Source organism: Tumebacillus sp. BK434, assembly GCF_004340785.1.
GTDB lineage: Bacteria > Bacillota > Bacilli > Tumebacillales > Tumebacillaceae > Tumebacillus_A.
Genome location: NZ_SLXS01000001.1, coordinates 1,038,043 through 1,063,803 on the forward strand (window position 1 = coordinate 1,038,043; position 25,761 = coordinate 1,063,803).

Genomic DNA, 25,761 nt, shown 5'->3' on the forward strand with positions numbered 1-25,761 from the left:
AAATATTACTTGAAAATTTCGTCCTCTATGGTCTTTCTGCCTCAATTTTGCTAAAATACAAATACAACCATTTGAATCATTGGAGGTTGGAGATGAATCAGGCTTGGAAGAAGCAGCAGTTTATTCAGATTGGTCAGAATATTCGTGATCGTCGTAAGGCGATCGGTTTGACCCAGAGCCACTTAGCCGAGGGTCTCTTTTCTGTGCAGGCGATCTCCCTGATCGAACGGGGCAAGCTGAAAGTGACGCCCGAGACCTTGGAGGTGTTTGCAGAGCGGTTGAACTGCAGCGTTCAAGACCTGCTTCAAATGAAAGATCTCCTGGAAGAATGGTTGGAAGAACTCCTCCAAACGGCACTCCGCTTTCAAGAAGCTAACCAATCGGCCGAGGCGATGGCAGTCCTCCATACGCTGTATACGGAAGCACTTTCGAAGAACAACATGCGATACTTACAGGAAAGTTCCTACCTGCTTTGCCTCTTATACCACTCAATTGCCAAATACAACACATCGACGGACTGGGGTCAGCAGGCGCTGCGCGTGCTCGACCCCGAGCCGCACTTAGACCGTGTGCTCAACACCTACATCACCCTCAGCCGCAACTACTACATGGTCGGCAAGATGTGGGAAGCTTTCGACTTGCTGCGGGAAGCGGAACATCTCGTCGAGGACCCTGCGGCGACCGCCGAAGCGGGCAATCTTTATTTCAGCATGGCGATCATCAAGCAAATGCTGCAGAACTGGGAAGGCTGCATCTGGTATTCGGAACAGGCGCTCACGCAATACGAACTGCGGGATGATATCATCCGCATGGGGCGCACCCTGATGATGATGGGCACCGCCTACAAGAATCAGGGCCGGGTCAACATCGCCAGACTGCACATCGAACGCTCGATTCGGATCTTGAGCCAAACCAACGATGCCCGTTCGCTGGCCCGCTGCTACCACAATCTCGGCGAAGTCGAGCTGAAAATCGGTGCTGATGAGAAAGCGCGCAAACACTTCTTGCGTTCGCTCAAGCTGAAACGGCAGTCGGGCGACACCGCCAGCATTCAAAACACGCTGCACGCCCTCGCGAAAGTCGAAATGAAAAATGGCAATCTGGAGGAAGCGCGCTCCATCCTCCAAGATTGCCTCACACGCGCCGAACAGATGAACAATCCCCTGCAATTGGCGATCACCAAACGACACTTTGGCGATCTTTCCCTCATGCAAAATCAGGAAGAAGAATTTGTCCTCTTTTACAAACAAGCGATCGAAGCTTTTGAAAAATTGGAGTTCTCCACCGAATTGGCCGAAGCTGCGGAGAAACTGGGCGAGTACTATATCGAGAAAGGGAGGGAACGTCTCGCGATCCCCTATGTGCGTTTAGCGAACAAACATTATCGAAAGCTGCTTAAAAAATCGTAGAGGAGCCAAGTAGCATGAAAAAATTCGCTTTGGTATTGTCGATTGCATCCGCGCTTTTTCTCGCTCTGTCCCTGCTGCACACCGCCCCGGCGATGGCCGATGATCCGCCAATTTGGGAGGGCTGCACGAAATCGGGCGTGCTCCCGAGCGCTTGCGTGCAAGCGCCCTAACCGATCCTGGATACAAAAAGGAGACCCCGCTCCGGGAGTCTCCTTTTGTTTGCTGTGCGATTATTTGAGCGGCACCAAGGTGCGCTCCCGGTTCCGGAACGTACAGATCTGCTCATAGCCCGCCGCGCGGATATAGGCGATCGCCGCCTCGTAATCGGCGCCGACGTCTTCCGGGCGATGCGCGTCGGAGGAGAGCGCGATCGGCACGCCTTTTTCGAAGCAGGCCTTCAAAAAGTCGGGCGCCGGATACATCTTCTGCACCGGCTTGCGCAGACCGGCCGTCGAGACTTCGATGCACTGGTCATGCAGCTTGAAATGGTCGGCCAGCCGGTTGTACCAGTCTTGCAGGAATGCTGCATCGTCCGGCTCATGTCCGAACACTTTGATCACGTCCGGATGGCCGATGATTTGGAACAGCTTCGATTCGGCAAGCTGCATCAGGATCGAGAAGTATTCCTCATACACTTCTTTGATGTCCCGCGCGTCCCAGATTGGGCGGTATTCCAGCAGGTCAAAGCCAAAGTCGCCGAGCCAGTGCACCGAGCCGATCACATAATCGAACGGGTAGGAGGCGAGAAATGCCCGCATCTGTTCATTGCGACCCGGAATGTAATCGAGCTCGATGCCGAATTTGACATCATGCCCCGCTTCTCGCGCCCCCATCACCATCTTCATGTATTCATCGAGATCTTCTGTGCGTTTCTTAGCCGTCCATTCGTTGTCGAACAAAGCTTGCGTCTGCAAAAAGCGATAGCCGTGCTCAGAAATGCCGAGCTCGGTGACACCGCGCTCCCGGGCGGTCGCAAGAAACTGCTCCAGCCATTCGACGGTGTAGGGCCCGCGTTCGGTATGGACATGATAATCGGTTCTCATTCTCGTCACCTCATTCTGCCAGATAACTCGATTCTAGCAGAAAATTGCTATTCGATCATCATTTCCATCGGCGAAGAAGCGTTGGCATAGCGCTTCTTCGGGATGCGGCCGGCCATGAAGCCTTTGCGCCCTGCCTGCACGGCCAGCTTCATCGCTTCGGCCATTAGCACCGGGTCGGATGCGCCGGCGACCGCCGTGTTCAAGAGCACCGCATCGGCGCCGAGCTCCATCGATTGCGCCACGTCGGCCGGAGAGCCGATACCCGCGTCGATGATCACCGGCACTTTGCCGGCGCACTCTTCGATGATGAACGACAGGTAGTGCGGGTTGAGCAGGCCGAGGCCGGAGCCGATCGGCGATGCGCCCGGCATGACCGCATGTGCGCCCGCTTCGACGAGGTGGCGTGCGAGGAGGGGATCATCCGAAGTGTAGGTCAGCACGGTGAAGCCTTCCTTGACCAACTGCTCGGTCGCTTTCAGCGTGCCGATCGGATCGGGCAGCAAGGTGCGCATGTCGCCGATCACTTCGACTTTGATCATGTCGCAGAGACCGGACGCTTTGGCGAGGCGGGCGATGCGCACCGCTTCTTCTGCCGTCTGCGCGCCGGCCGTGTTCGGCAGCAAGGTGTATTTTTTCAGGTCGAGCCGCTCCAGGAAGTTCGGATTGTTCGGGTTGTCGATGTTCAGACGGCGGATCGCAAAGGTCAGGATCTCCGTTTCCGAAGCGTCGACCGCCTGTTGCTGAATGTCGAGATCCGGGAATTTGCCTGTGCCGAGCAGCAGGCGGGAGTTGAACTCATACGTGCCGATTTTTAACGTGTTTGCCATGTTCTTGCACCTCTCTTTGTTTAATAGCCGCCGCCGACAAAATGGACGATCTCGATCTTGTCGCCGTCGCGTACCGCTGTCCCCGCGTATTGGTCGCGGGGCACGATGTTCAGGTTGTGCTCGATGACGATGATCCGCTCGTTCAAGCCGAAATGGCTGACCACATCGGCGAGCGTCTGCACGCTGTCCAGCACCCGTTCTTGTCCGTTGATAAGCAGGGTCATACGCGTGCCCCCCTTTCCTGATCCACAATGCTGCGAATCTGTCTGGCAGCCGCTTCCACATCGTCTGCCGCGATCACCGCCGAGACGACGGCGACGCTGTTCGCGCCGTTGCGGATGATCTCCGCCACATCGTCCGCCTTGATCCCGCCGATCGCCACAATCGGCAGGCGAACGTGTTGGCGCACCTCTTTCACCCCGGCGGGACCTACGACCGGCTCGGTGTCGAGCTTGGTCGACGTCGGTTTCATCGGGCCGAGTCCGATGTAATCGGCGCCCATGCGCTCCGCCGCTCTCGCTTCCTGCACGTTGTGCGTAGAGATGCCGACGATCTTGCCGGGTGCGAGCATTTCCCGTGCGGCCTGCAAAGGCAGGTCGCTTTGCCCGAGGTGGACGCCGTCGGCATCGACCGCGCGGGCCACGTCGATGCGGTCGTTGACGATCAGCCGCACGCCCGCTTCCGCCGTGATCCGGCGCAGCAACAGGCCCGCTTCGAGCAGTTGGCGGCCGGTATACTCTTTTTCACGCAGCTGAATGCAATCGGCGCCGCCCTGGATGGCCGCGCGGATCACGCTCTCCAGCGTCCGGCCTTGCAAAAAAGCATGACCGGTGACGACATACAATCTCGAATCCATGACCCACCTCCAAAAGAAAAAAGAAAAGCCGTCTCTGGCAGGCAGAGACGGCTTCATCACACGATCGATATGTGCGTATTCGCCATCCCGCTTCCCTACGCTGGCATTACCCAGTCGAATCAGGTTCCAAGGGTTAAAGGCAGACCCGCCTTCTCTCAGCCTCCTCGACTCAGGAAGCACCCCTAGGGGATTACACGCTTTTCATGATACCATCCGTTCCCTGAACTGACAAGAAGTTTCGCGCTAGTGCAGCTTCGGGATGGAGGTCAGGCTAAAGCCGATCACCTGATCGGCAAACAAGGTCAGTTGCGGGAGCGTCTGCTCCTGCCCGCCGCCTTGCAAGGTCACATCGCGCAGGGATAGAATCGGCGCGGTATCGAGCAGTTGGAGGTCCTGCTCCTCCTGTTCGAGCAGGGTCAGCAAGTCGCTGCGCAGATGCGTCACCATCGAAGCCACGTCCGGGCGCAAGGCGCCGTTCGCTTCCTTCGAGTAGCTCTGTGCATAAGAAGGCTGGATCTCGCTTAGCGTCCCTTCGAGCTTGCCAAATGCGGTGAGCAGCACCACGCGCGGCTTCGCGCCTTGAATCTCGAATCTTTTGATCAGCTTGGACAGCGCCTCCAGCGTCAGCCACTTCATCGAAAGGCGGTGCTGCATCGCTTTAGGAACGGTCGGAAACGCAGCGGCCGCCCCTTTTTTCTGGTCTTGCTCATTTTGTTCGTTCGCCATAACGCGCCTCCATCTTGTCCGCATTTCTACAAGATAGTATGTCCGATTGAATTCCGAACTAGTGCGTAATGGCTGCCACCGTTGAAATATCGATTTTCTCAGGCTTTTGGTAGGCCCCGAGAAACATGATCCCAATCACGCCGATACAACATAAAATAAGTGCTGCACGCTTCACAGGCCACACCTCCACCATTCAATTTTACTGATGGCTTCGGTTTTGTAAAGCTAGATTTTTGCTTGGCCGAGCAGACGGAAGTGCTCCACTTTCAAACATTTGTCCATCACGACGAGCAGCCCTGCTTCCTGCGCTTTTTTCGCCGCCGCTTCGTCGATGATCTCCAGTTGCGTCCAGACCGCTTTCGCCCCGATCTGAATCGCCTGGTCGACGATGCCCGCCACCTCGTGACTTCTGCGGAAGATGTTGACGATGTCGATCGGCCCATCAGCTTCCAGCAGCGACGGGTGCGATTTGCGCCCGAGCACCGAGTCGACCGTCGGGTTGACCGGGACGATCTCATAGCCTTGAGACTGCTCATAGGACGCCACTTGATAGCTTGCTTTCTCCGGATCGCCCGACAGGCCGACGACGGCGATTCTTTTGCTGTTTTTCAACAGGTCGATCAACTGCTCATCAGATGGATTTTGGAACATGGAATTGCCTCCTCGCATCACGTCGATTTTTGTGTTCGATGTTCCGACATGGTTCAACAATATTCTATAATATTTTGAATTGTTCCACGTGAAAACACAATTCACTCGATGTATTTCACACCGTACCGCCCCTTGCTGGTCCTATAAATGCCGACGTGCGAAGGGCTCTTGTAGCCGTTGGACCACCAGTCTTCCCGAAATCTTGCCGCCAGACACCCTGCTTGGAACTTGCTGTCGAATAATTTGCCGTAATACACCCAGCTCATGATCGTTGGCCGCTCTCCTTTGCTCCGGTTTTGCCTTAACAGTATTCCCCACGCGCCCTATAAATTTCAAGGCAAGGGGAGTTTCTTGAACGGGCAGACTATCTCAAAAGGAGGGAGTAGACGATGAACTTCATGAAAACCAGATCTTTGCTGGCCATCCTCACCGCTGTCGCGCTCGTCGGGTGCGGGAACCAGGGAGCCGCTCCCAAGCAGCAGGCGGGCGATCACGTGAACATCAAAACCACACCGGCGGAACAAAACCCCAACCGCCAGCAAGTCTCGGAGATCCACAAGCCGAACTACAAAGTGCGTGCACCGCAAATCGATGTGGCGAACAACGCGCCACCCAAAAGCACCGATCAGCAGGCGGACGATATCGCGAACATGCTGACCCGGCTGCCCGGCGTCGAGCGCGCCGCCGTGGTGATCACCGGCAAGACGGCGCTGGTCGGACTTGACCTGAACGCCAACATCACCGGCTCGCAGATCGACTCGATCAAATTCTCGGCCAAAGAAGCGGTCGAGCGCAGCGGCAAAGGCTACAACGCCCTCGTCTCCGCCGACCTCGACACGGTGACCCGTTCCCGCGCCTTGATCCGCGACATTCGAAATGGCAAGCCGATCGAAGGAATCTCCAACGAAATTGCAGACATCGTCTCCCGTCTGATCCCGGAGATGTAAAAAAAGTGGTGTTCCTGAGGAACACCACTTTTTCTGCGCTAGGCAGGCGCGATCGGCAGCAGCACATCAAACGAAGTGCCCCGGCCTACTTCCGAATCGACGACAATGTCGCCGTGATGGTTTTTAACGATGTTGTAGGTGATGGCCAGCCCCAGACCGGTGCCGCCTTTGCTGCGGGTGCGGGCTTTGTCCACCTTGTAGAAGCGGTCCCAGACATGCGGCAGGTCATCAGGCGGAATCCCTTCCCCGGTGTCTTTGACACAGACGCGCAGCACCATGTCTTCGCGGGCCATCGCCAAGGTGATCCGGCCGCCCTGCGGGGTATGGCGGAACGCGTTGTCGAGCAGGTTGGTAAACACCTGCTCCAAGCGGTCGCTGTCGCCGAGGACGGTCGCCGGGCGCTCGTCCGGTGTGATCTCCACCTGCAAGGCGACGTTGCGCTCATGCGCAACGGTGGTAAACTTGCGCCCGATGCGGCGGATCAAATGCTCCATGTCGATCTGCTCTTCATGCATTTGGAACTGGCCCGCTTCGAGCTGGGCCAGATCGAGCAGGTCATTGACGAGGCGGCGCATGCGGTGCGTTTCATCGAGGATGATGTTGGTCAGCTCTTCGCGCTGTTCCGGGTCGTCGCCGAACTCGTCGAGCAGCGCTTCGGAGTAGCCTTGCATCATCGCCAGCGGCGTGCGCAGTTCATGCGAGACGTTGGCGATAAAATCGCGGCGCATCTTGTCGAGCATCCGCTCATCGGTGATGTCGCGCAACACGGCCACGACCCCGCGCAGGGAGTCGCCGTCTTTTTCATAGAGCGGCGCCATCGTGACGACCAGCACGCGGCCTTGCCAGTTTAGCTCGTCGACCAGCGTCTGCCCGGTGTGCATCACCTGCTGTTCGCAGGCGAACAGGTCGCGGGGCAGCTGCTTGTCGGACGGGTTGCCGATCTCGGCGAGCTGCTGGGCGCGGATGAAGCGGCGCGCCGGCGGGTTGGCCAGCGTGATCGCCCCGTTCAGGTCGGCGGAGATCACGCCGTCTGTCATCGAAGTGATGATCGAGGCCAATTGCTCTTTCTCCCGCTCCAGATCGTCGATGTTTTCTTCCAGCTTGTAGGCAAGCGTGTTGAGCGTCACGCCCAGCCGCCCGACCTCGTCGCCGGTGACGACTTGGACTTTGCCGCTGAAGTCGCCTTGCATCATCCGCTCTGCGACTTTGTTCATCTGCACGATCGGGATCGACAGGTTGCGCGAGACGACAAAGGCCAGCCCCGTAGCCAGCACGATACCAAGGCCCGCCGAGAAGAAGAGCAGGTCCTGCACCTTTTCCATCGCCGTCGACGCTTCCACCGGCTGGATGACATACAAGAGTCCGGAGATCTCGCCATGGGTGATCAGTGGCTGCAGCACCCAGAAGCTCAACTCCTTCTGCGATGATTTCGGATCCCACGTCGGGGAGTAGCCCCGCTCGATCACCGTCTTCCCAGTGCGGAGCTCTTCCAGCTGCTCGGAGCTGACATTGGCGATCACGTATTCGCTTTGCGGCGGCTGGACCAGTGTGACGGAGGCGTTCTCTTCCAACGCCAGCTCCTGCAGGACGACGAGCGCCACATCTTGCGGATAGTTGACGATGACTTCCGCCATGTGATTCGTGCGTGTTAGCAAGCGGTCTTGTTCCGCCTGATAGAAATACGAGTCGAACAGCTGCTCTAAAAAGATCGAGAGAAGAAGCAAAACGACGGTGATGAGTCCGATGATGGTCAGCCAAAGTTTCCAGGTGATGTTGTTGCGAATCACTCGCCCACCTCGAACTTATACCCGACGCCCCAGACGGTGACGATCATCGTCGCCGCCTGCTCCGACGCCTTGCCGAGCTTTTCACGCAGGCGCTTGATGTGCGTGTCGACGGTGCGCTGGTCGCCGTAGAACTGGTAGTTCCAGACGTCGCGCAGCAGCTCTTCGCGCGAGAACACCTTCTCCGGACGCTGCGCCAGGTAGCAGAGCAGTTCATACTCTTTCGGCGTCAGGGATACTTCTTCCCCGTCGCAGAGCACGCGGCGCGAATCCATGTTGATCGTCAGCGTCTGGAAGGTCAGCACGGAAGAGACGGAGGCCGGCGCTTCTTTGTCGGTCGTCTGAATCGCGCGCTTGAGCAGCGCTTTGACGCGCATGACCAGTTCGCGCGGCGAAAACGGCTTGACCACATAGTCGTCCGCCCCCAGCTCAAAGCCGTGAATGCGGCTCATCTCATCGCCGGCCGCCGTAAGCATGATGATCGGCACTTCGTTGTTCTGCTGGCGGAGCGCGGCGCAGACGTCACGACCGTCCATCCCCGGCAGCATCAGGTCGAGCACGATCAGGTCGTATTGATTCTCCAGCGCTTTGTCGAGCGCTTCCTGCCCGTCTTCCGCCTCTTCGACGTCAAATGCGTTGCGCTCCAGGTACATCCGCACCAGGCGGCGGATGCGTTCCTCGTCGTCGACCACCAAAATCTTCGGATTCTTCATTTGCTCCATTCTCTTTCACTCTCCCCTTATAGAACGACAAGCCACCAAAAAGCTCGGTGACTTGTCCAGGTTGTTTGTATTAAGCGTACGAGTGCATGCCTGAGATCAGCAGGTTGACCCCGACGAGCAGGAACAGGATGACCACGAAGCCCGCGACCGCCATCCATGCGGTGCGCGCGCCTTCCCAGCCCTGGCGCAGGCGCAAGTGCAGGTAGGCGGTGTAGTACAGCCAAGTGATCAAAGCCCATGTCTCTTTCGGGTCCCAGCTCCAATAAGAGCCCCAGGCTTCTTGTGCCCAGATCATCGCGAAGACCAGCGCCCCGAGCGTGAAGACCGGGTAGCCGATCGCCACCGCGCGGTAGGACAGCTCATCGAGCATGTCGGCATCGAGGCCGCGCACCCAGCGCGAGATAGTCACGACGAGCGGCTTTCTGTTGATCAGGCGCAGGATGCCGTACAGCACGAGCGAGCCGGCGATCGTCCAGAGAATCGTGTTGAACTGCACAGCTGCGTCGGCGCCTTCCATCCAGGATGGCGCGTTGAACAGCGGCAAGGCAACGCCGAGGAGCGTGGCGAGCGATCCGGTTTCGATGCCCGGAGGCCCGGCAATCGGCGGCATCTTGTACAGGAATGCCTGATTTGCCGTCTGCGCGATCACTTCGTAGCCGCCGATGCGGAACGAAAGCGAAATCGCGATGAACGCCACCAGCGCGAAGAACAGATAGACGACGAACTCAAGAAACTTCGCGGCGCGCGACTTGACGGAGACGTCGGTCACGACGAGTAGGTACATCAGGCCTGCCGCAAAGGAGATCGTCAAGATCCCTTCGCCCAGCGCCGCCGTGGTGACGTGAATGCTGAGCCAGTACGACTGCAGCGCCGGAATCAGCGGCTTGACTTCGCGCGGGAACACCGACGCGTAGGCGAGGACGGTCAGTCCGACCGGCACGACAAACGCGCCAAGGCCAGGGACTTTATAAAAGAAGTTGATAACGACAAAGGCCAGCATGATCGTCAAGGCCCAGAAGCTCATGTACTCAAACATATTGGATACAGGTGTAAATCCGGCCGAAACGCCGCGGGTGACCGTCGCAGTGATCTGCAGAAGCACCCCGGCCACCGCCAGAATGTACCCCCATTTGGTCCATGCGTTCGCTTTTCCGGCAGTCGAGCCCCGCATCTTACGTCCGGTTACGCCGACGACGTAGAGGATCGCGGAGATGAAGTAAGCTGCCAGAGCCGAGCCAAAGAAAATGCTCGAAGCTGTCATCATTGCTCAGTTCCCTCCTTCCCTTGGGAAGCATCAGATTGTGTTGTTTCTTCTTGTTGCGGTGATTCTTGTTGCGGAGCTGCCTGCTGTGGCGCTTTTGCTTTCGACTTCAGCTTCGGCTTCGCGGCGACCGGTTCGATGCCGAGCGGTGCGGTCGCTTTGTTGAACTCTTTGCCCATGCCGATCCAGTTTTTGCTGGTGTTGGCACCGATGTGCAGCACTCCGTCTTCAAGTCTAGCCCAAATGCGGCGATGTTGGAAGTAGAAACAGAGCACGAGGCCCCACAAGACGACAGCACAGCCGGCGTAGACGACCGGAATCCCGAGATCTTTTTGCAGGCGCAGGCCGGTCATGTTGAACAGCTCCACTTCCACGAGCTGCAGCTTGAACTGGTAGTCCTGGCCGAGCATCTCTTCCACAAACGGCGCCAGCGGCATCATCCACTGCGTCTGCGGTGCCATGCCGGGCTTGGAGATCGACAGCTGCAGGCCCGGATTGTACGGGTCGCGCGAGTTGGTGAACACGCCGCCTTTGTCCGGGTCGACCTTGATATCCGGATAGTAGTTGATCATGGTCAGCGTGTATTCGCCGGCCTGATAGGTCTGATGCGGATCATTGAAGTCGATCTCAAACGTGCCGTACGATTTGCCGGTCTTCTTGTCGGTCAGCTCAACCTTGCCCCGTTTGAACATCGGGTTGGGGTCGTAGGAGTTCTGGAAGATCAGCGTGTGGTTGAACTTCAGCGGCTCGTTGACGATCAGGTGCTCCTTCGCCTTCACTTCATCCCCGACGTAGACCGCCACGTCCGTTTCGTATTTCTTGACGCGCGTTTGCGCCTTGTCGTAAAACTCCAGCTCGAAGCCGTTGTTTTGCAGTCCGAATCCGACCTCGTCGACGTATTTGCGCTCGCCGGCTTTCAGCCAGACCATGTCCGAGTAGTACGCGCCCGGAATCAGGCGGACGAAGACGCCTGCGATGATGATCAAAAGTCCGATGTGAATGATATAGGCGCCGAAGCGCGGGAGCCGGCCTTTTTCGGCGAGCAGCGCGCCTTCCTCGCGGCGCAGCTTGTAGCGCTTCTTTTTCAGCTGCTCTGCCAGCAGGTCGAGGTCCGCTTCCGCAGCAACCGCTTTCGAGGCGTACAGGCGATCGGAGCGGATCGCGATCACCTTGCGCGCGACCGGCTGATTTTTTAAGGACTTGTACAACGGCACGATGCGCTCGATCGAGCAGATGATCAGCGAGATCGCCAGCATCAGCACGAGCGTGAGGAACCACCAGGAGTTGTACATGTCGGACAAACCGAGGCGGTAGTAGAGATCACCCGTCTTGCCGTAAGTATCAAAATAGTAGAACTGCGGATTGGGACTTGGGATCGCATTTTCCTGCGGGTAGATCGTCCCGAGGATCGCCGTCAAAGCGAGCGCGATGATGATAACGATCGCCACTTTGACGGAAGCGAAGAAGTCCCAGACGTGATCGAAGATGCTCTTTTGCTTCTTCTGCTTCTGTGTCTCAGCTTGTTGCACCTGCTTCATCTCCCAGCTTCAAGGAGCGGCTTCACGATGTTATCGATGTAGGCAAACGGCATCGGCATCTCCGCTTTGTGACGCAGAACGCCGTCGCGGTCGATGAAAAATGTGGTGGGAATCGGCTTGACCTGATACAGGTCGCGTCCCACATTGCCCGTTTCATCTAACAAAATCGGGAAGGTCAAGCCGTAGGTATCGGCAAAACCTTGAATCGGTACCCGCTTTTCCTCCAGATTGACACCGAGAACGACCAGTCCTTGGTCTTGATAGGTCTCATATGCTTGTTGAATCGAAGGCATCTCTTCGCGACACGGCTGGCACCACGAAGCCCAAACGTTGACCATGACGACTTTCCCCTTATAGTCGGAAAGCGAAACCTGCTTGCCGTCCAGCGTCGTCAGCGTAAAGTCGGGCGCCGGCTGGCCCGTCTCTAATGAAACCGCGTTGTCCTTCTGATTGAAGTTGAATACCGCCGCCAGGATGCCGAGCGCCGCGATGAACAGGACCACGATGGTGATGACCTTGGTTCGGTTCGATTGATTGGACATTTGCTTACACCTCAATACCGGAAAAAGACTAGATTCGACAATACACCCACCGCTTATTATACAGGAGAGTCTCGAAATGCTGGTGGTCCAGATGGTGACAACTTTATGAATAAAGAAGCCTGTCCAGAGCGGAAAGGCTTCTTTCTCCGTTTCCCTTTTAAGTGGCGGTCATCCACGGGTGCGTCTCGACCAATTGACGGAAGCGGTCTTGAAAGCGCTGCAAAGGCTGCCCCTGTTCCAGCGCTTCCGCATAGCTGCTGAGAAAGTCCACCGCTTCCGGCTCTGCGGTGACATACACCTGGCTGATCGACCGGTCCATCTTGCGAATTTTATCGACGATCACAGCCGGCACCTCGGCCGGCAGGTTGCCTTCAAACGCATTGCGAATGCCGGCATACGCATCACGGCCGACGATCACCACCGCAGCGCCTTTGACCGCTTCCAGCGACTCCAGCTCATAGGCCATGCCGTGCGCCGAATACGGTTTGCGCGCTTGGGAGCGCAACGCCGAGTTGCGTTCGTCGGTGACGATCTGGCGGTCTTCCGCCGGGGGACGGGATCCGCCGTACGATTCCATGCCCTGTTCAGCTCGGGTGTCCTGCGTCGAGCGCACTTGCGCTTGCTGCGGCCGCTCGGGTCGCGGGGCTGCCGACTGGTTGCAGCCGGCGAGCGTCCCGAAAAGTGTCGTGATCAGCAGCGAAAGCGTCACATTGCGTGCCAGTTTGTCCATGATATCGGGTCTCCTTTGGAGCAGATTCTCTGCCCATAGAGTGCCCTGTTTTTACCGTTTGATGCCAGCGACCGCGTAGAGCCGCTCCACTTCCTGCGCGGTCAGTTCGCGCAGCTCGCCGTAGCGCAGCCGCCCCAGTTTCAAAAAGGCGATCTGGGTGCGGTGCAGCGACTTGACCGGATGCCCGATCGCTTCGCACATCCGGCGCACTTGCCGGTTGCGCCCTTCATGGATCGTGATCTCGAGCAGAGACTCTCCGCTGCCCGACTCGACGACCTTCACTTTCGCCGGCGCCGTCGGGCCGTCTTCGAGCTCCACGCCCGCCGCGAGCCGTTTCGCCGTCTCCGCGTTGACATTGCCTTTGACCCAGGCGCGGTACGTTTTGTCGATCTCATGGCGCGGATGCATCATGCCGTTGGCCAGTTCACCGTCGTTGGTCATCAATAACAATCCCGAAGTGTCGAGATCGAGGCGTCCGACCGGATAGACCCTTTGCTCGGCGCCGACGACATCAACGACCGTCTTGCGTCCTTGCGGGTCGGAAGCGGTGGAGACGACACCGACCGGCTTGTTCAGCATGATGTAGACTTTCTGTTCTGAGCGGATCTCATTCCCGTTCACTTCGATGCGGTCGCGCTCCGGGTCGACCTTGGTGCCGAGCTCGGTGACGACCACCCCGTTGACGGTGACCTGTCCTGCCGTGATGATCTCTTCGCATTTGCGCCGGGATGCCACGCCCGCCTGGGCCAGCACCTTTTGCAACCGTTCCGTTCTTTCCATGATCTTGTCACTCTCCCACGCTTTGCTACTTCTGCTCACTCATTCTAATCAACCTCCCGCGCAAAATCAAATCCCCCGCATCGGGTCAATGCGGGGGACGGTCAATCCGTATTTTCAGTTCATGCCAAGGGAATTCGACGCCGGGGCAAAGGTCGCCGTGCGCCATCAGCTTTTCCGGGTCGAATTTGAATGCGGAGGACAAGCGGAGCACCAGTTTGACCAGCACGAACATCTGCTCGCGCACCAGCCCCATATTCGCGATCGGTTCGGAGAAATCCCCTTCCACACACACATGAACGTGATCATCATCTAGAAAGTCCTGGGACGTCACGACCGTCCCGTCTTTGCAGACATAAAAATCAAACCCGGCCCGAGTCCGCGCGGGACAGGCAGAATCGTGCAACACAATCCCTGCAAATTCTCCCATTCCTGACATCCCGCCTTTCTGGAATCGTCATCAACCGTAAGCGAAGTAGTATCAGCATCATATGCAGGCGAGGCTTGCCAAAGTGAACACGATTTTGCTGAAACGGTTTAGTGAAATATGAGATGCACAACGGCCAGCGAAGCGATCACCGAGGCGAGGTCGGCGAGCAGGCCGACTTTCACCGCATAGCGGGCGTTGCGGATGCCAACCGAACCGAAATAGACGGTCAGCACGTACAAAGTGGTGTCGGACGCGCCTTGCATCGTCGAGGCCAGTTTGCCGAGAAACGAGTCCGGCCCGTGCGCCTGAAAGATGTCGGTCATGATCGCCATCGAACCGGAGCCGGAGATCGAGCGCAGCAGCGCCATCGGCAGGAACTCGGGCGGCACGCCAAGCGGAATCAGCAGCGGGTTCAGCGCGGAGATCAGCAGATCGAGCGCCCCCGATTCGCGAAACACGCTGACCGCGACCAGCATCCCGACCAGATGCGGCATCAGCTTGATCACCGTCGGCAAGCCGCCTTTTGCGCCTTCAATAAACGTTTCATAAACGGGAATCTTGCGAAACATATAAGCATAGGCCGGGATGAAGGCGATGATGACCGGTAAGGTCCACGCCGCGATGATCTGCACGAGCTCCATCATTTGCTCTCACCCCATTTCTTGCGCTCCCGGCTGCGGTACCAGCGGTCGAGCAGCACGGCGGTCGTCGTCGCGAGCAGCGTGGCGAGCAGGGTGCTGACCACGATCTCCGTCGGATTGGCCGACCCGTATTGCAGGCGCAGGCCGATGACGGTCGCCGGAATGATCGTCAAGCCAGACGTGTTGATCGCAAGCAACGTGCACATCGCGTCAGATGCCGTCTGTTTGTCCGGGTTGAGGTCTTGCAGCTCGCGCATCGCCTTCAGTCCGAGCGGGGTGGCCGCATTGCCGAGCCCCAGCATGTTGGCGCTCATGTTGGCGACGATCGAGCCCATCGCAGGATGGTCTTTCGGCACCGACGGGTACAAAAAGCGGGCCAGCGGATACAGCACTTTGGCGAACGACTGCACCAGCCCCGCCGCTTCGGCGATCTTCATCAGCCCGAGCCAGAACACCATGATCGAGAGCAGGCCGAGACAGACGACAACGCCTTGCTTCGCTCCGTTTAGCACCGCGTTGGTCACCAGATCCATCCGCCCGTTCAGAGCTGCGACGACAACGCCGGCCAGTATCATGAACACCCAGATCGCGTTGATCATCACGTCACCCTCCTTTCCGTCAGCGGCTGATCATACTGGTGAACAGACCTTTCACTTTTTCCCAAAACGATTTTTCCTGCACATCGTGCCCGGCGAGGATCGGCACCTCTCCGACCAGGCGCTCCTCGAAGTAGAACTTCATCTCGCCAACCTTTTGCCCGGCGGCGATCGGCGCATCGAGGCTGTCTTCAAGCTCGACCTTCCGAGTCAGTTTCTCCTGCTCTTCTTCGCGCAGCGGGAAGTTGAACTCGTGGCCGACCACGACGTCGACTTCCTGTTTCATGCCGTCCTCGACGGGCACGGTCTGCAGCACATCATGCTCTTTGACGACCGGCATAAACTTGTACTTTTCAAAGCCGTAGTTGAGCAGCCGCGCATGGTCGTCCCAGTCGCTGGAGGCGTCGAGCGTCAGCACGGCGATCTGCCTTCCGTCTTTCGTCGCCGAAGAAGCCAGGCAGCGCCCGGCCGCTTTGGTGTAGCCGGTCTTCACGCCGTCCGCGCCGTCGTAGCGGGTGAGCATCTTGTTTTTGTTGTACATCTTGCGGTCCCACGCTTCGCCGGGCATCGGGATCGATTTGACTTTCGTTTTGACGATCTCGGCGAACACGGGGTTGCGCAGGGCATAGGCGGTCAGCACCGCCATGTCGTGAGCGCTCGAATAGTGCTCTTGTGCATCAAGTCCGTGCGGGTTGGCAAAATGCGTCTGCGTGAGCCCGAGCTCTGCAACTTTTTGGTTCATCAGCTCCACAAATCCCTGCTCCGTTTTGCCGACGTGCTCGGCGACGGCGGTCGCCGCGTCATTGCCGGAGCGCAACATCACCGCGTAGAGCAGGTCGATCAGCTTTTGCTTCTCGCCGACCTTCAGGTAGATCGAAGAGCCTTCTTTGCCGGATGCGCGGGAGGAGACGGTGACCGTGCTGTTTAAGTCGACGCCCGATTCGATGGCGACGATCGCCGTGATGATCTTGGTGAGCGAGGCGATCAGCATTTTCTCATCGCCGTTTTTCTCATAAAGAACGCGCCCGGTCTGCACGTCGATCACGGCTGCCGCATGAGCGCTGACCGATACTTCCTCGGCATACAAGCTGTGGGAAGCTGGGATCGCTTCCAGAAATGCGCTGTTTTTAGGATCATGGTTAGCGGCTGCCGGCTGTACGGTCAGGCACAGCATGGCGAGCGCAGCAAGAGCCGCGAGCGATTTCCGTTTCATCTCTGGTCCTCCACTCCTCACACGTAGGTTCTGTCTGTCCTATGTATATGCACAAGCCCTAGGCTTATCCCACAAAGAAAAAGACGCCCCGGATCGGGACGTCTCTGGTCTCTGCCAAGCCCTAGCAGTCGAACTGCGAGCCTTTGCTGTCATCCGCTTTGCGCATGCCGCTTTGGCCCTGGCCTTGTCCGTTCTTGTTCTTTTTCATCATCTGATTGACCTTGTCGAACATCTGCGGTGCCAGGTCGATCAGCTTGTCATACAGCTGGTTGGGCCCTTCGGTCGAAAGCATTTTCACCTGGCCGTTGCCGACAACCAGGAACCCGATCGGCGTAATCGACACCCCGCCGCCTGCACCGCCGCCAAACGGCAGCTCCACATCGGCGCTGTCGCCTTTGCCCGCTTCCAGTTCCGGGTCGAATTCCGAACCGCCAGCCGCAAAACCGAAGCCTACTTTCGAAATCGGCAAAATCACACTGCCATCCGGCGTTTCAACCGGGTCACCGACAATCGTGTTCACATCGACCATTTCCTTAATGTTTTCCATGGCCGTTTGCATCAAGCCTTGGATCGGATGTTCCGCCATTTTGCGCCCTCCCTCAACCATAGAAATACCAATTTAAGTCCTGCAAGTATAGCTTTGCCCGGCCAAAATCGGATTATGCAAGTCAGTTCGGTGCGAAATCCGCTGGCCTGAAAATGCGGTTTCACGTCATAGAGCAGACGGGTTGATACTGTGAAATATTGATGAAGCATCCCGGCGAAGATGCCTTTCAAAGCCCAGACGAGACCTGTGGTGTAGCCGGTCTGCGCCGCATCGCCCGTGCCAAAGACGGTGCGCCATTTGAACGACTCGATATGAAACGCTTTGGTCGTCTGCCGGATCGCACGCTTATATTTGCCGATGCGCTTGCGGATCTCATTGATCTTTCGCAGTGCCCGCTGAACTTTTTCCACCGTGATCGTGATCCAGCCGCGCTTTTGCTTCGGCATCCCTTTGCCAGGTTCTGCTTTTACGCCGACTTTGCCGCTCCGCTCCATCAAGGCGATGGTCGGCACTTCAAAACCCGCTTTGACCAGCCCGAACAGCGCGCGCACGCCAAGATGCAGCCGATCATCCCGGCCCTCCCGCTTGTAGCGCACTTCCACCGTGACGGGGAGCACCATCGTGAGCAGAAAAAAGAACACCAGCGCCAGCAACAGGATCCAATACCAAGCGAACCACTTCGACAACGCGATGAACAGCGCCGCCAGCACGATCGCAAACGCCAGCAGGAGTCCCCAAAGCCATTTCATGCGGTCCTCCTCCACATCTTCCAAGATTCCTGACTAGCTTGCCCATTTCTTTCCTTTCCATACAATGGATGCGCAGCGTGCAGACAAAAAAAGCCCGGGATCTCTCCCGGACTTCATTCTTCTTGAAACATGTCGGGCATCTGGAACAGGAGATGCTCCTCTTCTTCCGCTTCCAGATCGTCCAGCGGCACGATCGCCGGCGGCGGGGGCAGCTCTTTGAGGTCGCGCAGGCCGAAATACTCGAGGAATTCGCGCGTCGTGCCAAACAGGATCGGACGGCCAGGCCCTTCGGCGCGGCCGACTTCTTTGATCAGTTGCCTGCTGAGCAGCGTGTTCACCGCCCGCTCCGATTTGACCCCGCGCACCTCTTCGATGCCGCTGCGGGTGATCGGCTGCTTGTAGGCGATGATCGCCAAAGTCTCGATCGCCGCCTGCGACAAAGTCGCGCTCTGCGGCTGCTGGGCAAAGCGTTCAAAATACAAGGCGTGCTCCGGGCGCGTCGTCAGTTGAAACGCCCCTGCCACCTCGACGATGCGCATGCCCCGACCTTCGCGGTTGAAGTCGCTCTGGAGGTCGTACAGGTAGTCCCGCGCGTCTTCCGCGTCGATCTCGAGAATGTCGGCGACCTGCTTGGCTTCGATGCCGTCACTGCCCGAGATGAACAGCAGGCCTTCGATGACAGATTTGATTTCGTTTGAATCCAAGTCAACCACCTTGCTTGTTACAGAATGTTGTGCGATTCGCTGCTGTTCGCTTCGATGATGATCTCATCAAACAAGCCGCTCTGCAGACAGCGCACCTTTTTCTCCTTCATCAGTTCGAGCAGTGCGAGGAAGGAGACGATCAGCTCTGACCGCTTGCGGTACCCGCCGAGCAGGGCGGAAAATTCAATCCGGCCGTTGTTGAACGCCAGCAGGCCGAGGATCTCCGCCATTCGCCCTTCGATCGATATCTCATCGCGATGGATGTCGGCCACATACTCATCCGGCTGCGCTTTTTGCAGCGCTTTGCGAAAGGCGTCGAGCAGGTCGAACAACGTGACACCTTCGACCGGATTGGGGTCTGCTTCCGGAACGTACTGCTTGAGGTTCTCCGGACGGCGGGTGAAGACGGAGTTGCGCAGCTCTTCGCGGTCTTTGAGATCGGAAGCGAGCTGCTTGTATTTCTTGTACTCGATCAGCCGTTCCATCAGCGCCTGCCGTGGATCGATCATCTCTTCGTCATATTCGATCAAAGGTATGTCGAGCTCGATCGGTCGCGGCAAGAGCAGCCCCGACTTCATCGCCAACAGCTGCGAGGCCATGACGAGGAACTCGGAGGCAATCTCCAGATTCAGCTCCTGCATCGTCTGCAGGTAGGAGAGATACTGGTCGGTGATCTGTGAGATCGGGATGTCGGTGATCTCCACTTCCGCCTTGTCGATCAGATGCAAGAGCAGATCGAGCGGACCTTCAAACAACTCCAGCTTCAGCTTCAGAATCTCTTTTTGCGCCTGTTCCATTACAGCAGGGCCTCAACCATCCCGAGCAGGAGATCGCCAAGCCAGTAGTAGACCGGCAAGATGACCACCGAAGTGATGCCGAAAAACACGGCGAGCAGCAGCACGAACGGGCCGTATTTTTCCACCGGGTGCAGCTTGTGCGCCAGGCGCTGCGGCAGGAGGTCGCGCACGATCCAGTAGCCGTCAAGCGGCGGAATCGGCACGAGGTTAAACAGGCCGAGGATCAGGTTGAGCGAAACGACCGCTTCGACCAGGCGCAGCACAAAGCTGCTCCAGACTTCATCTTCGATGCCGAGGTTGAAGAAAAACACCAGCAGGAAGCAAAAGACGATCGCGGTGATAAAGTTGGCGACCGGACCGGCGACCGTGGTCAAAATCTTGCCGGCGCGCTTGTTGCCGCGGAAATTATACGGGTTAAACGAGACCGGTTTGGCCCAGCCAAAGGGACCGAACAGGATCATCAGCGTCCCGAGCAGGTCCATATGGGCGATCGGGTTTAAGGTGATGCGCCCTTCACGCTTTGGCGTGGGGTCGCCCAGACGATACGCCACGTACGCGTGCCCGAGCTCATGAACCGTGATCGCGATCAAAAAGGCGATGACCCGAAACAGCAGGTCATCCATATTGAATCCGCTAAACAGCATAGGGGCCCTCCTTCGACCGAAAAAAGTTCTAGCCTATCATATCATAAAAGGACGCAAAAGAGCACCTGCTGTCGTGCCTGCAGGCGCCCTTTTAACAGAATGTTACGATTGTCCTGCCTTCATCTTGTCGCGCGGGTAATACAAAGTGACGATCAGCGCCCCGATACCGAAGACGGTGACCAGCAGAAACGCGTAGTGCAGGCCGCTGGCGAACGCATCGGACAGCCGCTCCATGATGGAAGGCTCCAGCAGCGTCCGCTTTTCCGGGTCGAGCAAGTTGTTCGTCGCTTCCAGCGGCGCCTGGATGTCCGGATCGCCCCGCAGCAGGTCGAGGATGCGCGCGTTCATCACAGCGCCCATCACCGCCACGCCGACCGAAGAGCCCAGCGAGCGGATGAACTGCAAGGAGGCGGTCGCGATGCCGCGGCGGTTCCACGTCACCGCCGACTGCACAGAGACGAGGAACGCCAGCGTCGTCAGCCCCATGCCCATGCCGAGCACGAACAGCACGCCCATCGCGTACCAGTAGGAGATCTCCGGCGAGACGAAGATCAGCAAGACCGACGAGATGCCGACCAGCGTCGCGCCGATCAGCGCGGTGCGCCGGTAGCCCCATTTGACCATGCGCGGGCCGCCGATGATCGATGCGATCGGCCAGCCGATCGAGATCGGGGTCAAGAGCAGCCCGGCCTCTGTCGCGGTGCCGCCGAGCACCCCTTGCGCATAGGACGGCATGTACGAAGTGATGCCCATCAGCACCGCCCCGAGCAGAAAGTTGGCGATCGACGCCACCGCCACCAGCGGCGAGCGGAACAGGTCGAGTGGCAGCATCGGCTCCGACGCTTTGCGCTCGTTGAACAGGAACCAGACGAACACCACCGCCGCCACGCCGAACAGCCCGAGAATCTGCGGCGACAACCACGCGTATTGGTTGCCGCCGGTGAGCAGCGCAAACAGCAGTGCGGTCATTGAAACGGTCAAGGTGATCGAGCCGAGATAGTCGATTTTATGCTTTTTGCGCTCGATGTCTTCCTGCAAAGCAAAGCCGAGGATGAAGATGGTCAGCAAGGCGATCGGCACGTTGATGTAAAACACCCACGGCCAGTCCAAGTAGCTGACCATCAAGCCGCCAAGCAGCGGGCCGACCACCGCCGACACGCCCCAGACGCCGCTGAACCAGCCTTGGATCTTCCCGCGCTCTTCCGCCGAGAAGATGTCGCCGAGAATCGTCTGCGCCACCGCCATGATCCCGCCGGCACCAAGGCCCTGAATCGTGCGGAAGACGATCAACTCCACCATCGTGTCGGCCAAGCCGCACAGCACCGACCCGAGGATCAGCACGATGGAGCCGAGCATAAAGATGATCTTGCGCCCGTACAAGTCGGACAGTTTGCCGTAGATCGGCACCGTCACCGTCGAAGCGAGCAAAAAGGCGGAGAACACCCACGACATCAAAGGCAGTCCGCCCAGCTCTCCGATGATCGTCGGCATGGCGGTGCCGACGATCGATACGTCGATGGCAGCCAAAAAGTTTGCCATCATCACCGCCACAACAACGGCGGTGCGATTCGTTTTCGCCACAGGTACACGCCCCTTTATCACGAGATCCTAAATGTTTATTTATGTACGAATTCGTCCATCCTCTATTGTAGAGGATGTATGCTAACGTGTGCAATCCTTTCCACAAAAATACCCACCGCAAAACAGAGACGCTTCCCTCCGCAGTTGCGGGCGAGAAGCGTCTCTGTTTGACTTGGTTCCGCGCCTATTTTACGTTGTCCGGCTCACCGTCTTGCTTCGGGCTGCCCGGGAACGGCGGCGTGATTTCGTCGGTGCTGATCCCTCCGCCGGCGTTGCCCGTCTCCGGCACCGGAAACGGCGGTGTGACTTCGTCCAATTTCAGCTTATTGTTGGAATCAATCGTACTCATGTATCTGTTACCCCCTTGCTAATTCTCAACACTTTCTTTTACTGTAAACTCTTGTAAGAGAAAATTCAAGCAAAAAAAATGAGCGGTGTGCCAATCGGCACACCGCTTTGCAAGCTCTTACTTGAATTGTTTGGTCAGGTTCGCCATCTCGATCGCGGTGACGGCCGCTTCCCAGCCTTTGTTGCCCGCTTTCGTGCCGGCGCGCTCGATCGCCTGCTCGATCGTGTCGACAGTCAGTACGCCGAAAATGGTCGGCACGCCGGTTTCCAGCGCCACTTTGGAGACGCCTTTCGCCGCTTCGTTGCAGACATAGTCGAAGTGCGGGGTGGAGCCGCGAATGACCGCGCCGAGCGTGATCACCGCATCATAGCGGCCGGACTGCGCCATCTTTTGTGCGACCAGCGGGATCTCAAACGCGCCCGGCACCCATGCCACTTCCACATCGTCTTCTTCGAGGCCGTGGCGCTTGTATGCGTCCAGTGCGCCGCCGAGCAGTTTGCTGCCGATAAACTCGTTAAATCGACCGACGACGACCCCCATCTTTAAGCCGGTGCCAATCAGATTGCCTTCGATAAATTTTGCCATGCTCAAAACTCCTCTCACTCAACAAGTAGTTAGCTTTTCCAAAAGAACTTACAGCGGCAGATTCGCTTGGCGGCGATCTGCGTCGCGAACTTGCAGCGGAACCGTTTCGGCGATCGTCAAGCCATAGCCTTCCAGCCCGACAAATTTGCGCGGGTTGTTCGACAGCAGGCGCATCTGCGTCACGCCGAGATCGCGCAGGATCTGCGCGCCGATGCCATAGTCAACGGTCTGCCCTTTTTCCCGCGTCGTCCGGTCGCTCTCCGCGCTATACGCTTGCACCTTTTCCAGCAGGGAGTTCGCACCGTCCATCGCCTGGCGCAGGTGCAGGAGCACCCCACTGCCGTTTTCTTCGATTTCGCGCAAGGCGGCGTGCAGTTGGATGCCGCAGTTGCATTTGTGCGAGCCGAAGATGTCTCCGAGCGTACACTCGTTGCGCACGCGCACCAGAGTCGGCTTGGCCGGGTCGATCTCGCCTTTGATCAGCGCCGCATGCTGCGTGCCGTCCAGCGTGTTTTTGTACACAGCGAGCTTGAACGTGCCGTATTCGGTCGGCAGCTCCATCTCCGCCGCGCGCTCGACCAGCTTTTCGCGGTCTTTGCGGTAAGCGATCAGATCGGCGATGGTGATCATCTTGATGTCATGCTCTTCGGCGATCTTGATCAGGTCGGGAACGCGCGCCATCGTGCCGTCAGCGTTGAGGATCTCGCAGATCACCCCGGCCGGATAGGAGCCGGCCAGCAGGGCGAGGTCGATCGCCGCTTCCGTGTGCCCGGCGCGGCGCAGCACGCCGCCGTCCTTGGCGACGAGCGGGAAGATGTGACCCGGCTTTTTAAAATCCTCACCGGTCGTGCCGTCTTCGATCAGGCGCTCGATAGTCACGGCGCGCTCGAAGGCGGAGATCCCGGTCGTCGTGCCCCGCTTGGCGTCGACGGAGATGGTAAACGCGGTGCCGTGCTGGTCGGTGTTGTGTGAAACCATCGGGCGCAGGTTGAGCTGTTCCGCCCGCTGTTCGGTGATCGGCACGCAGACCAGCCCGCGTCCGTGCGTGATCATAAAATTGATCGTGTCGGCCGTCGTCTTGTCGGCGAGCGCGATAAAATCCCCTTCGTTCTCGCGATCCTCATCATCGACGACGATGACGACCTTGCCTTGTTTCAGATCTTCGACTGCTGCTTCGATACCATGAAACATCTGCTCCGCCCCCTTTTACGCAAACCCGTTTTCCCGCAGGTAGTCGAGCGTGAGGTTCGACTTGCCTTTTGCTTCCCCTGGTGCATATGGCAGCAAGAGCCGCTCGACATACTTGCCGATGATGTCACACTCCAGGTTGACGACCGACCCGACGCGGCGGTGGCGCAACACCGTCACCTGCCAGGTGTGCGGGATCACCGACACCCGGAACGAATCGCTCGCCACGTCCATCACCGTCAGCGACACGCCGTCGATGGTGATGGAGCCTTTTTCCACTAAATAGCGCAGCACCTCGGGCGGCGCATGGAAGCGGACGACCTTAGCGATGTCTTCCTCGACGATCTCCGCGATCCTCCCGATGCCGTCGACGTGGCCGGACACGATATGGCCGCCGAAGCGCTTGCCCATCGCCATCGCCCGCTCCAAGTTGACCGGCGAGCCGACCGCCAGTTCATGCAGCGTCGTGCGGCGCATCGTCTCCGGCACCACATCGACCGTAAACGAACCGCCGTCAAAATGCGTCACCGTCAAACAGATGCCGTTGACGGCGATCGAATCTCCCAAGGCGACATCTTCCAAAATCGACGCCGCCCGCAACTTCAAATGAATCGCTTTGCCGGACGTTCGAATCTCCTGAACGGTACCGACCTCTTCGATTAACCCGGTAAACATGCCTTACACCACCTCCGTGCGTTTCGGATAGCCGATCAGACAGAGGTCATCTCCGAACCGCTCCACGGTCAAAGCTGTCAGTTCCACAGCTTCTGCCATCTTGTCAAAACCGGTCCCGCCGTACGGAGACGGTGCAGCGCCGCCAATCAGCTTCGGGGCGATGAACGAGATCACCTTGTCGATCAGCCCGGCTTGCAAAAACGCGCCGTTCACAGCCGCCCCGCCTTCGACGAGCAGGTCGGTGATGCCGCGCTCATACAGCCCGTCCAGCACCTTGGCCAGATCGAGCCCGTCCGCTGCGACCGGCATCGGGATCACCTCGACGCCGCGCGCGCGCAGCCGCTCCGCTTTCGACTCGTCGACGTCCGGGCCGGTCAAAATCCATGTCTTCGCCTCGGCCGTGTCGGTGAGCCTCGCTGTCTCCGGCGTGCGCAGCGTCCGGTCGAGCACGATGCGCACAGGATGTTCCCCGCCGCCTTCCGGCAGGCGGGTCGTCAGCTCCGGATCATCGGCGAGCACCGTGCCAATGCCGACAAGGATGCCGTCAGCATGGTCGCGCAGCCGGTGCACCAACTCCCGCGACTCGCTGCCGGTCACCCAGCGACTGTCTCCCGTGTGCGCGGCGATCTTGCCGTCCAAGGTCATCGCGGTCTTCACCATCACAAACGGCCGCTTGGCCCGCATGTTGTGCACAAACCGCTCGTTCAGCTTCTGCGCCTCAGCTTCCAAGACGCCGACTTCCACTTCGATGCCTGCTTCCCGTATGCGCGTTACACCGCGTCCGGCCACCAGGGGATTGGGGTCGAGCATCGCCACGACCACCCGCTGCACGTTCGAACGGATCACCAGATCCGCGCACGGCGGGGTGCGCCCATGATGGCTGCAGGGCTCAAGCGTCACATACAGCGTCGCGCCTTCTGCCGCTTCGCCCGCCATGCGAAACGCATGGACCTCGGCGTGCGGCTGTCCGGCACGCAGATGTGCGCCAAAACCTATGATGCGGCCTTCCTTCACAATGACAGCTCCTACCAGGGGATTCGGGTTGGTCTTGCCTGTGGCCATCGCAGCCAGTTGCAACGCCGTTTGCATATAATGCTGGTCATTCACACGAATCCACCTCCTGTTCACTGCGCAGAAAAAAGCCCTGAAGTCACAATTGACTTCAGGGCATGTTTCGCGCGCATACAGATGACAGGCATCTTGTGCACATCAAAGAGCACCCTCAAAAAAGGGGCTGCTGTGCACCCTG

The 25,761-nt window shown here is 58.3% G+C and carries 32 protein-coding genes and 1 riboswitch; of the genes, 3 read left to right on the forward strand and 29 right to left on the reverse strand.

The features are described 5' to 3' along the window. The first annotated feature begins 92 nt into the window (after nucleotides 1–92). Complete coding sequence (locus EV586_RS03470) at nucleotides 93–1,409, forward strand: helix-turn-helix domain-containing protein (protein ID WP_132943663.1); 1,317 nt, start codon at nucleotides 93–95, stop codon at nucleotides 1,407–1,409. Nucleotides 1,410–1,423: 14 nt separating this feature from the next. After that, complete coding sequence (locus EV586_RS20960) at nucleotides 1,424–1,579, forward strand: hypothetical protein (protein ID WP_165898204.1); 156 nt, start codon at nucleotides 1,424–1,426, stop codon at nucleotides 1,577–1,579. A gap of 60 nt (nucleotides 1,580–1,639) precedes the next feature. Here EV586_RS20960 and EV586_RS03475 read toward each other — a convergent pair whose 3' ends face one another. From EV586_RS03475 to EV586_RS20965, 7 genes are all read right to left on the reverse strand, one after another. Then, entirely contained in the window at nucleotides 1,640–2,452 is an 813-nt protein-coding gene (locus EV586_RS03475) for a histidinol-phosphatase HisJ family protein (RefSeq protein ID WP_132943664.1), read from the reverse strand. Nucleotides 2,453–2,499: 47 nt separating this feature from the next. Continuing rightward, nucleotides 2,500–3,279, reverse strand: coding sequence for a thiazole synthase (locus EV586_RS03480; RefSeq protein WP_132943665.1), 780 nt, complete (start codon nucleotides 3,277–3,279; stop codon nucleotides 2,500–2,502). 20 nt (nucleotides 3,280–3,299) lie between these two features. After that, a complete protein-coding gene (gene thiS / locus EV586_RS03485; protein WP_132943666.1) occupies nucleotides 3,300–3,503 on the reverse strand; it encodes a sulfur carrier protein ThiS in 204 nt (67 codons plus the stop codon). Continuing rightward, complete coding sequence (gene thiE / locus EV586_RS03490; RefSeq protein ID WP_165898205.1) at nucleotides 3,500–4,135, reverse strand: thiamine phosphate synthase; 636 nt, start codon at nucleotides 4,133–4,135, stop codon at nucleotides 3,500–3,502. Before thiE ends, thiS begins: the two co-directional genes overlap by 4 nt. A 75-nt stretch (nucleotides 4,136–4,210) precedes the next feature. Beyond that, nucleotides 4,211–4,329, reverse strand: a riboswitch (TPP riboswitch). A gap of 49 nt (nucleotides 4,330–4,378) precedes the next feature. Continuing rightward, nucleotides 4,379–4,861, reverse strand: a complete 483-nt coding sequence (locus tag EV586_RS03495; protein WP_132943668.1) for a hypothetical protein — start codon at nucleotides 4,859–4,861, stop codon at nucleotides 4,379–4,381. Between the two features lie 225 nt (nucleotides 4,862–5,086). Next, nucleotides 5,087–5,512, reverse strand: coding sequence for a CoA-binding protein (locus EV586_RS03500; RefSeq protein ID WP_132943669.1), 426 nt, complete (start codon nucleotides 5,510–5,512; stop codon nucleotides 5,087–5,089). 101 nt (nucleotides 5,513–5,613) lie between these two features. Next, a complete protein-coding gene (locus EV586_RS20965) occupies nucleotides 5,614–5,778 on the reverse strand; it encodes a hypothetical protein (RefSeq protein ID WP_165898206.1) in 165 nt (54 codons plus the stop codon). 123 nt (nucleotides 5,779–5,901) lie between these two features. On the opposite strand from EV586_RS20965, the gene EV586_RS03505 reads away from it, so the two are divergent. Then, nucleotides 5,902–6,459, forward strand: a complete 558-nt coding sequence (locus tag EV586_RS03505) for a YhcN/YlaJ family sporulation lipoprotein (RefSeq protein WP_132943670.1) — start codon at nucleotides 5,902–5,904, stop codon at nucleotides 6,457–6,459. Between the two features lie 38 nt (nucleotides 6,460–6,497). Here the strand turns inward: EV586_RS03505 and EV586_RS03510 are convergent, their stop codons facing one another. The 22 genes from EV586_RS03510 to ribD all read right to left on the reverse strand — a co-directional run bounded on the left by EV586_RS03510 (nucleotide 6,498) and on the right by ribD (nucleotide 25,619). Further along, nucleotides 6,498–8,246, reverse strand: a complete 1,749-nt coding sequence (locus EV586_RS03510) for an ATP-binding protein (RefSeq protein WP_132943671.1) — start codon at nucleotides 8,244–8,246, stop codon at nucleotides 6,498–6,500. After that, nucleotides 8,243–8,956 carry a response regulator transcription factor gene (locus tag EV586_RS03515; protein WP_132943869.1) on the reverse strand — a complete coding sequence of 238 codons (714 nt, stop codon included), beginning with the start codon at nucleotides 8,954–8,956 and terminating at the stop codon, nucleotides 8,243–8,245. Before EV586_RS03515 ends, EV586_RS03510 begins: the two co-directional genes overlap by 4 nt. Before the next feature lie 79 nt (nucleotides 8,957–9,035). Beyond that, nucleotides 9,036–10,229 (reverse strand): c-type cytochrome biogenesis protein CcsB, encoded by a 1,194-nt coding sequence (gene ccsB / locus EV586_RS03520; protein ID WP_243652910.1) that lies wholly within the window; start codon nucleotides 10,227–10,229, stop codon nucleotides 9,036–9,038. Continuing rightward, a complete protein-coding gene (gene resB / locus EV586_RS03525; RefSeq protein ID WP_165898207.1) occupies nucleotides 10,226–11,755 on the reverse strand; it encodes a cytochrome c biogenesis protein ResB in 1,530 nt (509 codons plus the stop codon). Before resB ends, ccsB begins: the two co-directional genes overlap by 4 nt. Before the next feature lie 5 nt (nucleotides 11,756–11,760). Then, on the reverse strand, nucleotides 11,761–12,306 hold the full coding sequence (locus EV586_RS03530; RefSeq protein ID WP_132943673.1) for a peroxiredoxin family protein: 546 nt from the start codon (nucleotides 12,304–12,306) through the stop codon (nucleotides 11,761–11,763). 157 nt (nucleotides 12,307–12,463) lie between these two features. After that, nucleotides 12,464–13,036 (reverse strand): YhcN/YlaJ family sporulation lipoprotein, encoded by a 573-nt coding sequence (locus EV586_RS03535; RefSeq protein WP_132943674.1) that lies wholly within the window; start codon nucleotides 13,034–13,036, stop codon nucleotides 12,464–12,466. Between the two features lie 51 nt (nucleotides 13,037–13,087). Then, nucleotides 13,088–13,816 (reverse strand): pseudouridine synthase, encoded by a 729-nt coding sequence (locus EV586_RS03540; protein ID WP_132943675.1) that lies wholly within the window; start codon nucleotides 13,814–13,816, stop codon nucleotides 13,088–13,090. Between the two features lie 85 nt (nucleotides 13,817–13,901). Further along, nucleotides 13,902–14,243, reverse strand: a complete 342-nt coding sequence (locus EV586_RS03545) for a hypothetical protein (protein WP_132943676.1) — start codon at nucleotides 14,241–14,243, stop codon at nucleotides 13,902–13,904. Nucleotides 14,244–14,350: 107 nt separating this feature from the next. Continuing rightward, nucleotides 14,351–14,887 carry a spore maturation protein gene (locus EV586_RS03550; RefSeq protein WP_132943677.1) on the reverse strand — a complete coding sequence of 179 codons (537 nt, stop codon included), beginning with the start codon at nucleotides 14,885–14,887 and terminating at the stop codon, nucleotides 14,351–14,353. Further along, nucleotides 14,884–15,483 (reverse strand): nucleoside recognition domain-containing protein, encoded by a 600-nt coding sequence (locus EV586_RS03555; protein WP_132943678.1) that lies wholly within the window; start codon nucleotides 15,481–15,483, stop codon nucleotides 14,884–14,886. The genes EV586_RS03550 and EV586_RS03555 overlap by 4 nt, the downstream gene beginning before the upstream one ends. Nucleotides 15,484–15,502: 19 nt before the next feature. Then, a complete protein-coding gene (locus EV586_RS03560) occupies nucleotides 15,503–16,693 on the reverse strand; it encodes a D-alanyl-D-alanine carboxypeptidase family protein (RefSeq protein ID WP_132943679.1) in 1,191 nt (396 codons plus the stop codon). Nucleotides 16,694–16,814: 121 nt separating this feature from the next. Further along, nucleotides 16,815–17,279: a GerW family sporulation protein gene (ytfJ, locus tag EV586_RS03565; RefSeq protein ID WP_132943680.1), complete on the reverse strand. Its 465-nt coding sequence runs from the start codon at nucleotides 17,277–17,279 to the stop codon at nucleotides 16,815–16,817. Then, nucleotides 17,252–17,989, reverse strand: a complete 738-nt coding sequence (locus EV586_RS03570; protein WP_132943681.1) for a DUF2953 domain-containing protein — start codon at nucleotides 17,987–17,989, stop codon at nucleotides 17,252–17,254. The genes ytfJ and EV586_RS03570 overlap by 28 nt, the downstream gene beginning before the upstream one ends. A gap of 113 nt (nucleotides 17,990–18,102) precedes the next feature. Beyond that, the gene (gene scpB / locus EV586_RS03575; protein WP_132943682.1) at nucleotides 18,103–18,693 is read right to left on the reverse strand and encodes an SMC-Scp complex subunit ScpB; all 591 of its coding nucleotides are present in this window, start codon (nucleotides 18,691–18,693) and stop codon (nucleotides 18,103–18,105) included. Nucleotides 18,694–18,710: 17 nt separating this feature from the next. Continuing rightward, nucleotides 18,711–19,490, reverse strand: a complete 780-nt coding sequence (locus EV586_RS03580) for a segregation and condensation protein A (protein WP_132943683.1) — start codon at nucleotides 19,488–19,490, stop codon at nucleotides 18,711–18,713. Further along, the gene (locus tag EV586_RS03585; RefSeq protein ID WP_132943684.1) at nucleotides 19,490–20,134 is read right to left on the reverse strand and encodes a site-2 protease family protein; all 645 of its coding nucleotides are present in this window, start codon (nucleotides 20,132–20,134) and stop codon (nucleotides 19,490–19,492) included. Before EV586_RS03585 ends, EV586_RS03580 begins: the two co-directional genes overlap by 1 nt. Nucleotides 20,135–20,236: 102 nt before the next feature. Then, nucleotides 20,237–21,715 (reverse strand): MDR family MFS transporter, encoded by a 1,479-nt coding sequence (locus EV586_RS03590; protein ID WP_132943685.1) that lies wholly within the window; start codon nucleotides 21,713–21,715, stop codon nucleotides 20,237–20,239. Nucleotides 21,716–21,899: 184 nt separating this feature from the next. Next, nucleotides 21,900–22,064 (reverse strand): hypothetical protein, encoded by a 165-nt coding sequence (locus tag EV586_RS20970; RefSeq protein WP_165898208.1) that lies wholly within the window; start codon nucleotides 22,062–22,064, stop codon nucleotides 21,900–21,902. Nucleotides 22,065–22,181: 117 nt separating this feature from the next. Further along, a complete protein-coding gene (gene ribH / locus EV586_RS03595; protein ID WP_132943686.1) occupies nucleotides 22,182–22,649 on the reverse strand; it encodes a 6,7-dimethyl-8-ribityllumazine synthase in 468 nt (155 codons plus the stop codon). 48 nt (nucleotides 22,650–22,697) lie between these two features. Further along, nucleotides 22,698–23,840, reverse strand: a complete 1,143-nt coding sequence (gene ribB, locus EV586_RS03600) for a 3,4-dihydroxy-2-butanone-4-phosphate synthase (protein ID WP_132943687.1) — start codon at nucleotides 23,838–23,840, stop codon at nucleotides 22,698–22,700. 15 nt (nucleotides 23,841–23,855) lie between these two features. Beyond that, nucleotides 23,856–24,512 carry a riboflavin synthase gene (locus EV586_RS03605; protein WP_132943688.1) on the reverse strand — a complete coding sequence of 219 codons (657 nt, stop codon included), beginning with the start codon at nucleotides 24,510–24,512 and terminating at the stop codon, nucleotides 23,856–23,858. Nucleotides 24,513–24,515: 3 nt separating this feature from the next. Continuing rightward, nucleotides 24,516–25,619 (reverse strand): bifunctional diaminohydroxyphosphoribosylaminopyrimidine deaminase/5-amino-6-(5-phosphoribosylamino)uracil reductase, encoded by a 1,104-nt coding sequence (ribD, locus tag EV586_RS03610; RefSeq protein WP_481937746.1) that lies wholly within the window; start codon nucleotides 25,617–25,619, stop codon nucleotides 24,516–24,518. Nucleotides 25,620–25,761 lie beyond the last annotated feature (142 nt).

Coding starts and splice junctions, on each gene's coding strand:
- EV586_RS03545 (WP_132943676.1), bottom strand. CDS start 14,243: ATGGGAGAATTTGCAGGGATTGTGTTGCACGATTCTGCCTGTCCCGCG.
- thiS (WP_132943666.1), bottom strand. CDS start 3,503: ATGACCCTGCTTATCAACGGACAAGAACGGGTGCTGGACAGCGTGCAG.
- EV586_RS03585 (WP_132943684.1), bottom strand. CDS start 20,134: ATGCTGTTTAGCGGATTCAATATGGATGACCTGCTGTTTCGGGTCATC.
- EV586_RS03550 (WP_132943677.1), bottom strand. CDS start 14,887: ATGATGGAGCTCGTGCAGATCATCGCGGCGTGGACCTTACCGGTCATC.
- EV586_RS03560 (WP_132943679.1), bottom strand. CDS start 16,693: ATGAAACGGAAATCGCTCGCGGCTCTTGCTGCGCTCGCCATGCTGTGC.
- EV586_RS03470 (WP_132943663.1), top strand. CDS start 93: ATGAATCAGGCTTGGAAGAAGCAGCAGTTTATTCAGATTGGTCAGAAT.
- EV586_RS03555 (WP_132943678.1), bottom strand. CDS start 15,483: ATGATCAACGCGATCTGGGTGTTCATGATACTGGCCGGCGTTGTCGTC.
- EV586_RS03505 (WP_132943670.1), top strand. CDS start 5,902: ATGAACTTCATGAAAACCAGATCTTTGCTGGCCATCCTCACCGCTGTC.
- EV586_RS20970 (WP_165898208.1), bottom strand. CDS start 22,064: ATGAGTACGATTGATTCCAACAATAAGCTGAAATTGGACGAAGTCACA.
- ccsB (WP_243652910.1), bottom strand. CDS start 10,229: ATGATGACAGCTTCGAGCATTTTCTTTGGCTCGGCTCTGGCAGCTTAC.
- EV586_RS03570 (WP_132943681.1), bottom strand. CDS start 17,989: ATGAAATGGCTTTGGGGACTCCTGCTGGCGTTTGCGATCGTGCTGGCG.
- EV586_RS03515 (WP_132943869.1), bottom strand. CDS start 8,956: ATGAAGAATCCGAAGATTTTGGTGGTCGACGACGAGGAACGCATCCGC.
- EV586_RS03475 (WP_132943664.1), bottom strand. CDS start 2,452: ATGAGAACCGATTATCATGTCCATACCGAACGCGGGCCCTACACCGTC.
- thiE (WP_165898205.1), bottom strand. CDS start 4,135: ATGGATTCGAGATTGTATGTCGTCACCGGTCATGCTTTTTTGCAAGGC.
- EV586_RS20960 (WP_165898204.1), top strand. CDS start 1,424: ATGAAAAAATTCGCTTTGGTATTGTCGATTGCATCCGCGCTTTTTCTC.
- ribH (WP_132943686.1), bottom strand. CDS start 22,649: ATGGCAAAATTTATCGAAGGCAATCTGATTGGCACCGGCTTAAAGATG.
- EV586_RS20965 (WP_165898206.1), bottom strand. CDS start 5,778: ATGAGCTGGGTGTATTACGGCAAATTATTCGACAGCAAGTTCCAAGCA.
- EV586_RS03605 (WP_132943688.1), bottom strand. CDS start 24,512: ATGTTTACCGGGTTAATCGAAGAGGTCGGTACCGTTCAGGAGATTCGA.
- ytfJ (WP_132943680.1), bottom strand. CDS start 17,279: ATGGCGGAACATCCGATCCAAGGCTTGATGCAAACGGCCATGGAAAAC.
- ribB (WP_132943687.1), bottom strand. CDS start 23,840: ATGTTTCATGGTATCGAAGCAGCAGTCGAAGATCTGAAACAAGGCAAG.
- EV586_RS03500 (WP_132943669.1), bottom strand. CDS start 5,512: ATGTTCCAAAATCCATCTGATGAGCAGTTGATCGACCTGTTGAAAAAC.
- EV586_RS03480 (WP_132943665.1), bottom strand. CDS start 3,279: ATGGCAAACACGTTAAAAATCGGCACGTATGAGTTCAACTCCCGCCTG.
- EV586_RS03535 (WP_132943674.1), bottom strand. CDS start 13,036: ATGGACAAACTGGCACGCAATGTGACGCTTTCGCTGCTGATCACGACA.
- EV586_RS03530 (WP_132943673.1), bottom strand. CDS start 12,306: ATGTCCAATCAATCGAACCGAACCAAGGTCATCACCATCGTGGTCCTG.
- EV586_RS03495 (WP_132943668.1), bottom strand. CDS start 4,861: ATGGCGAACGAACAAAATGAGCAAGACCAGAAAAAAGGGGCGGCCGCT.
- EV586_RS03540 (WP_132943675.1), bottom strand. CDS start 13,816: ATGGAAAGAACGGAACGGTTGCAAAAGGTGCTGGCCCAGGCGGGCGTG.
- EV586_RS03580 (WP_132943683.1), bottom strand. CDS start 19,490: ATGGAACAGGCGCAAAAAGAGATTCTGAAGCTGAAGCTGGAGTTGTTT.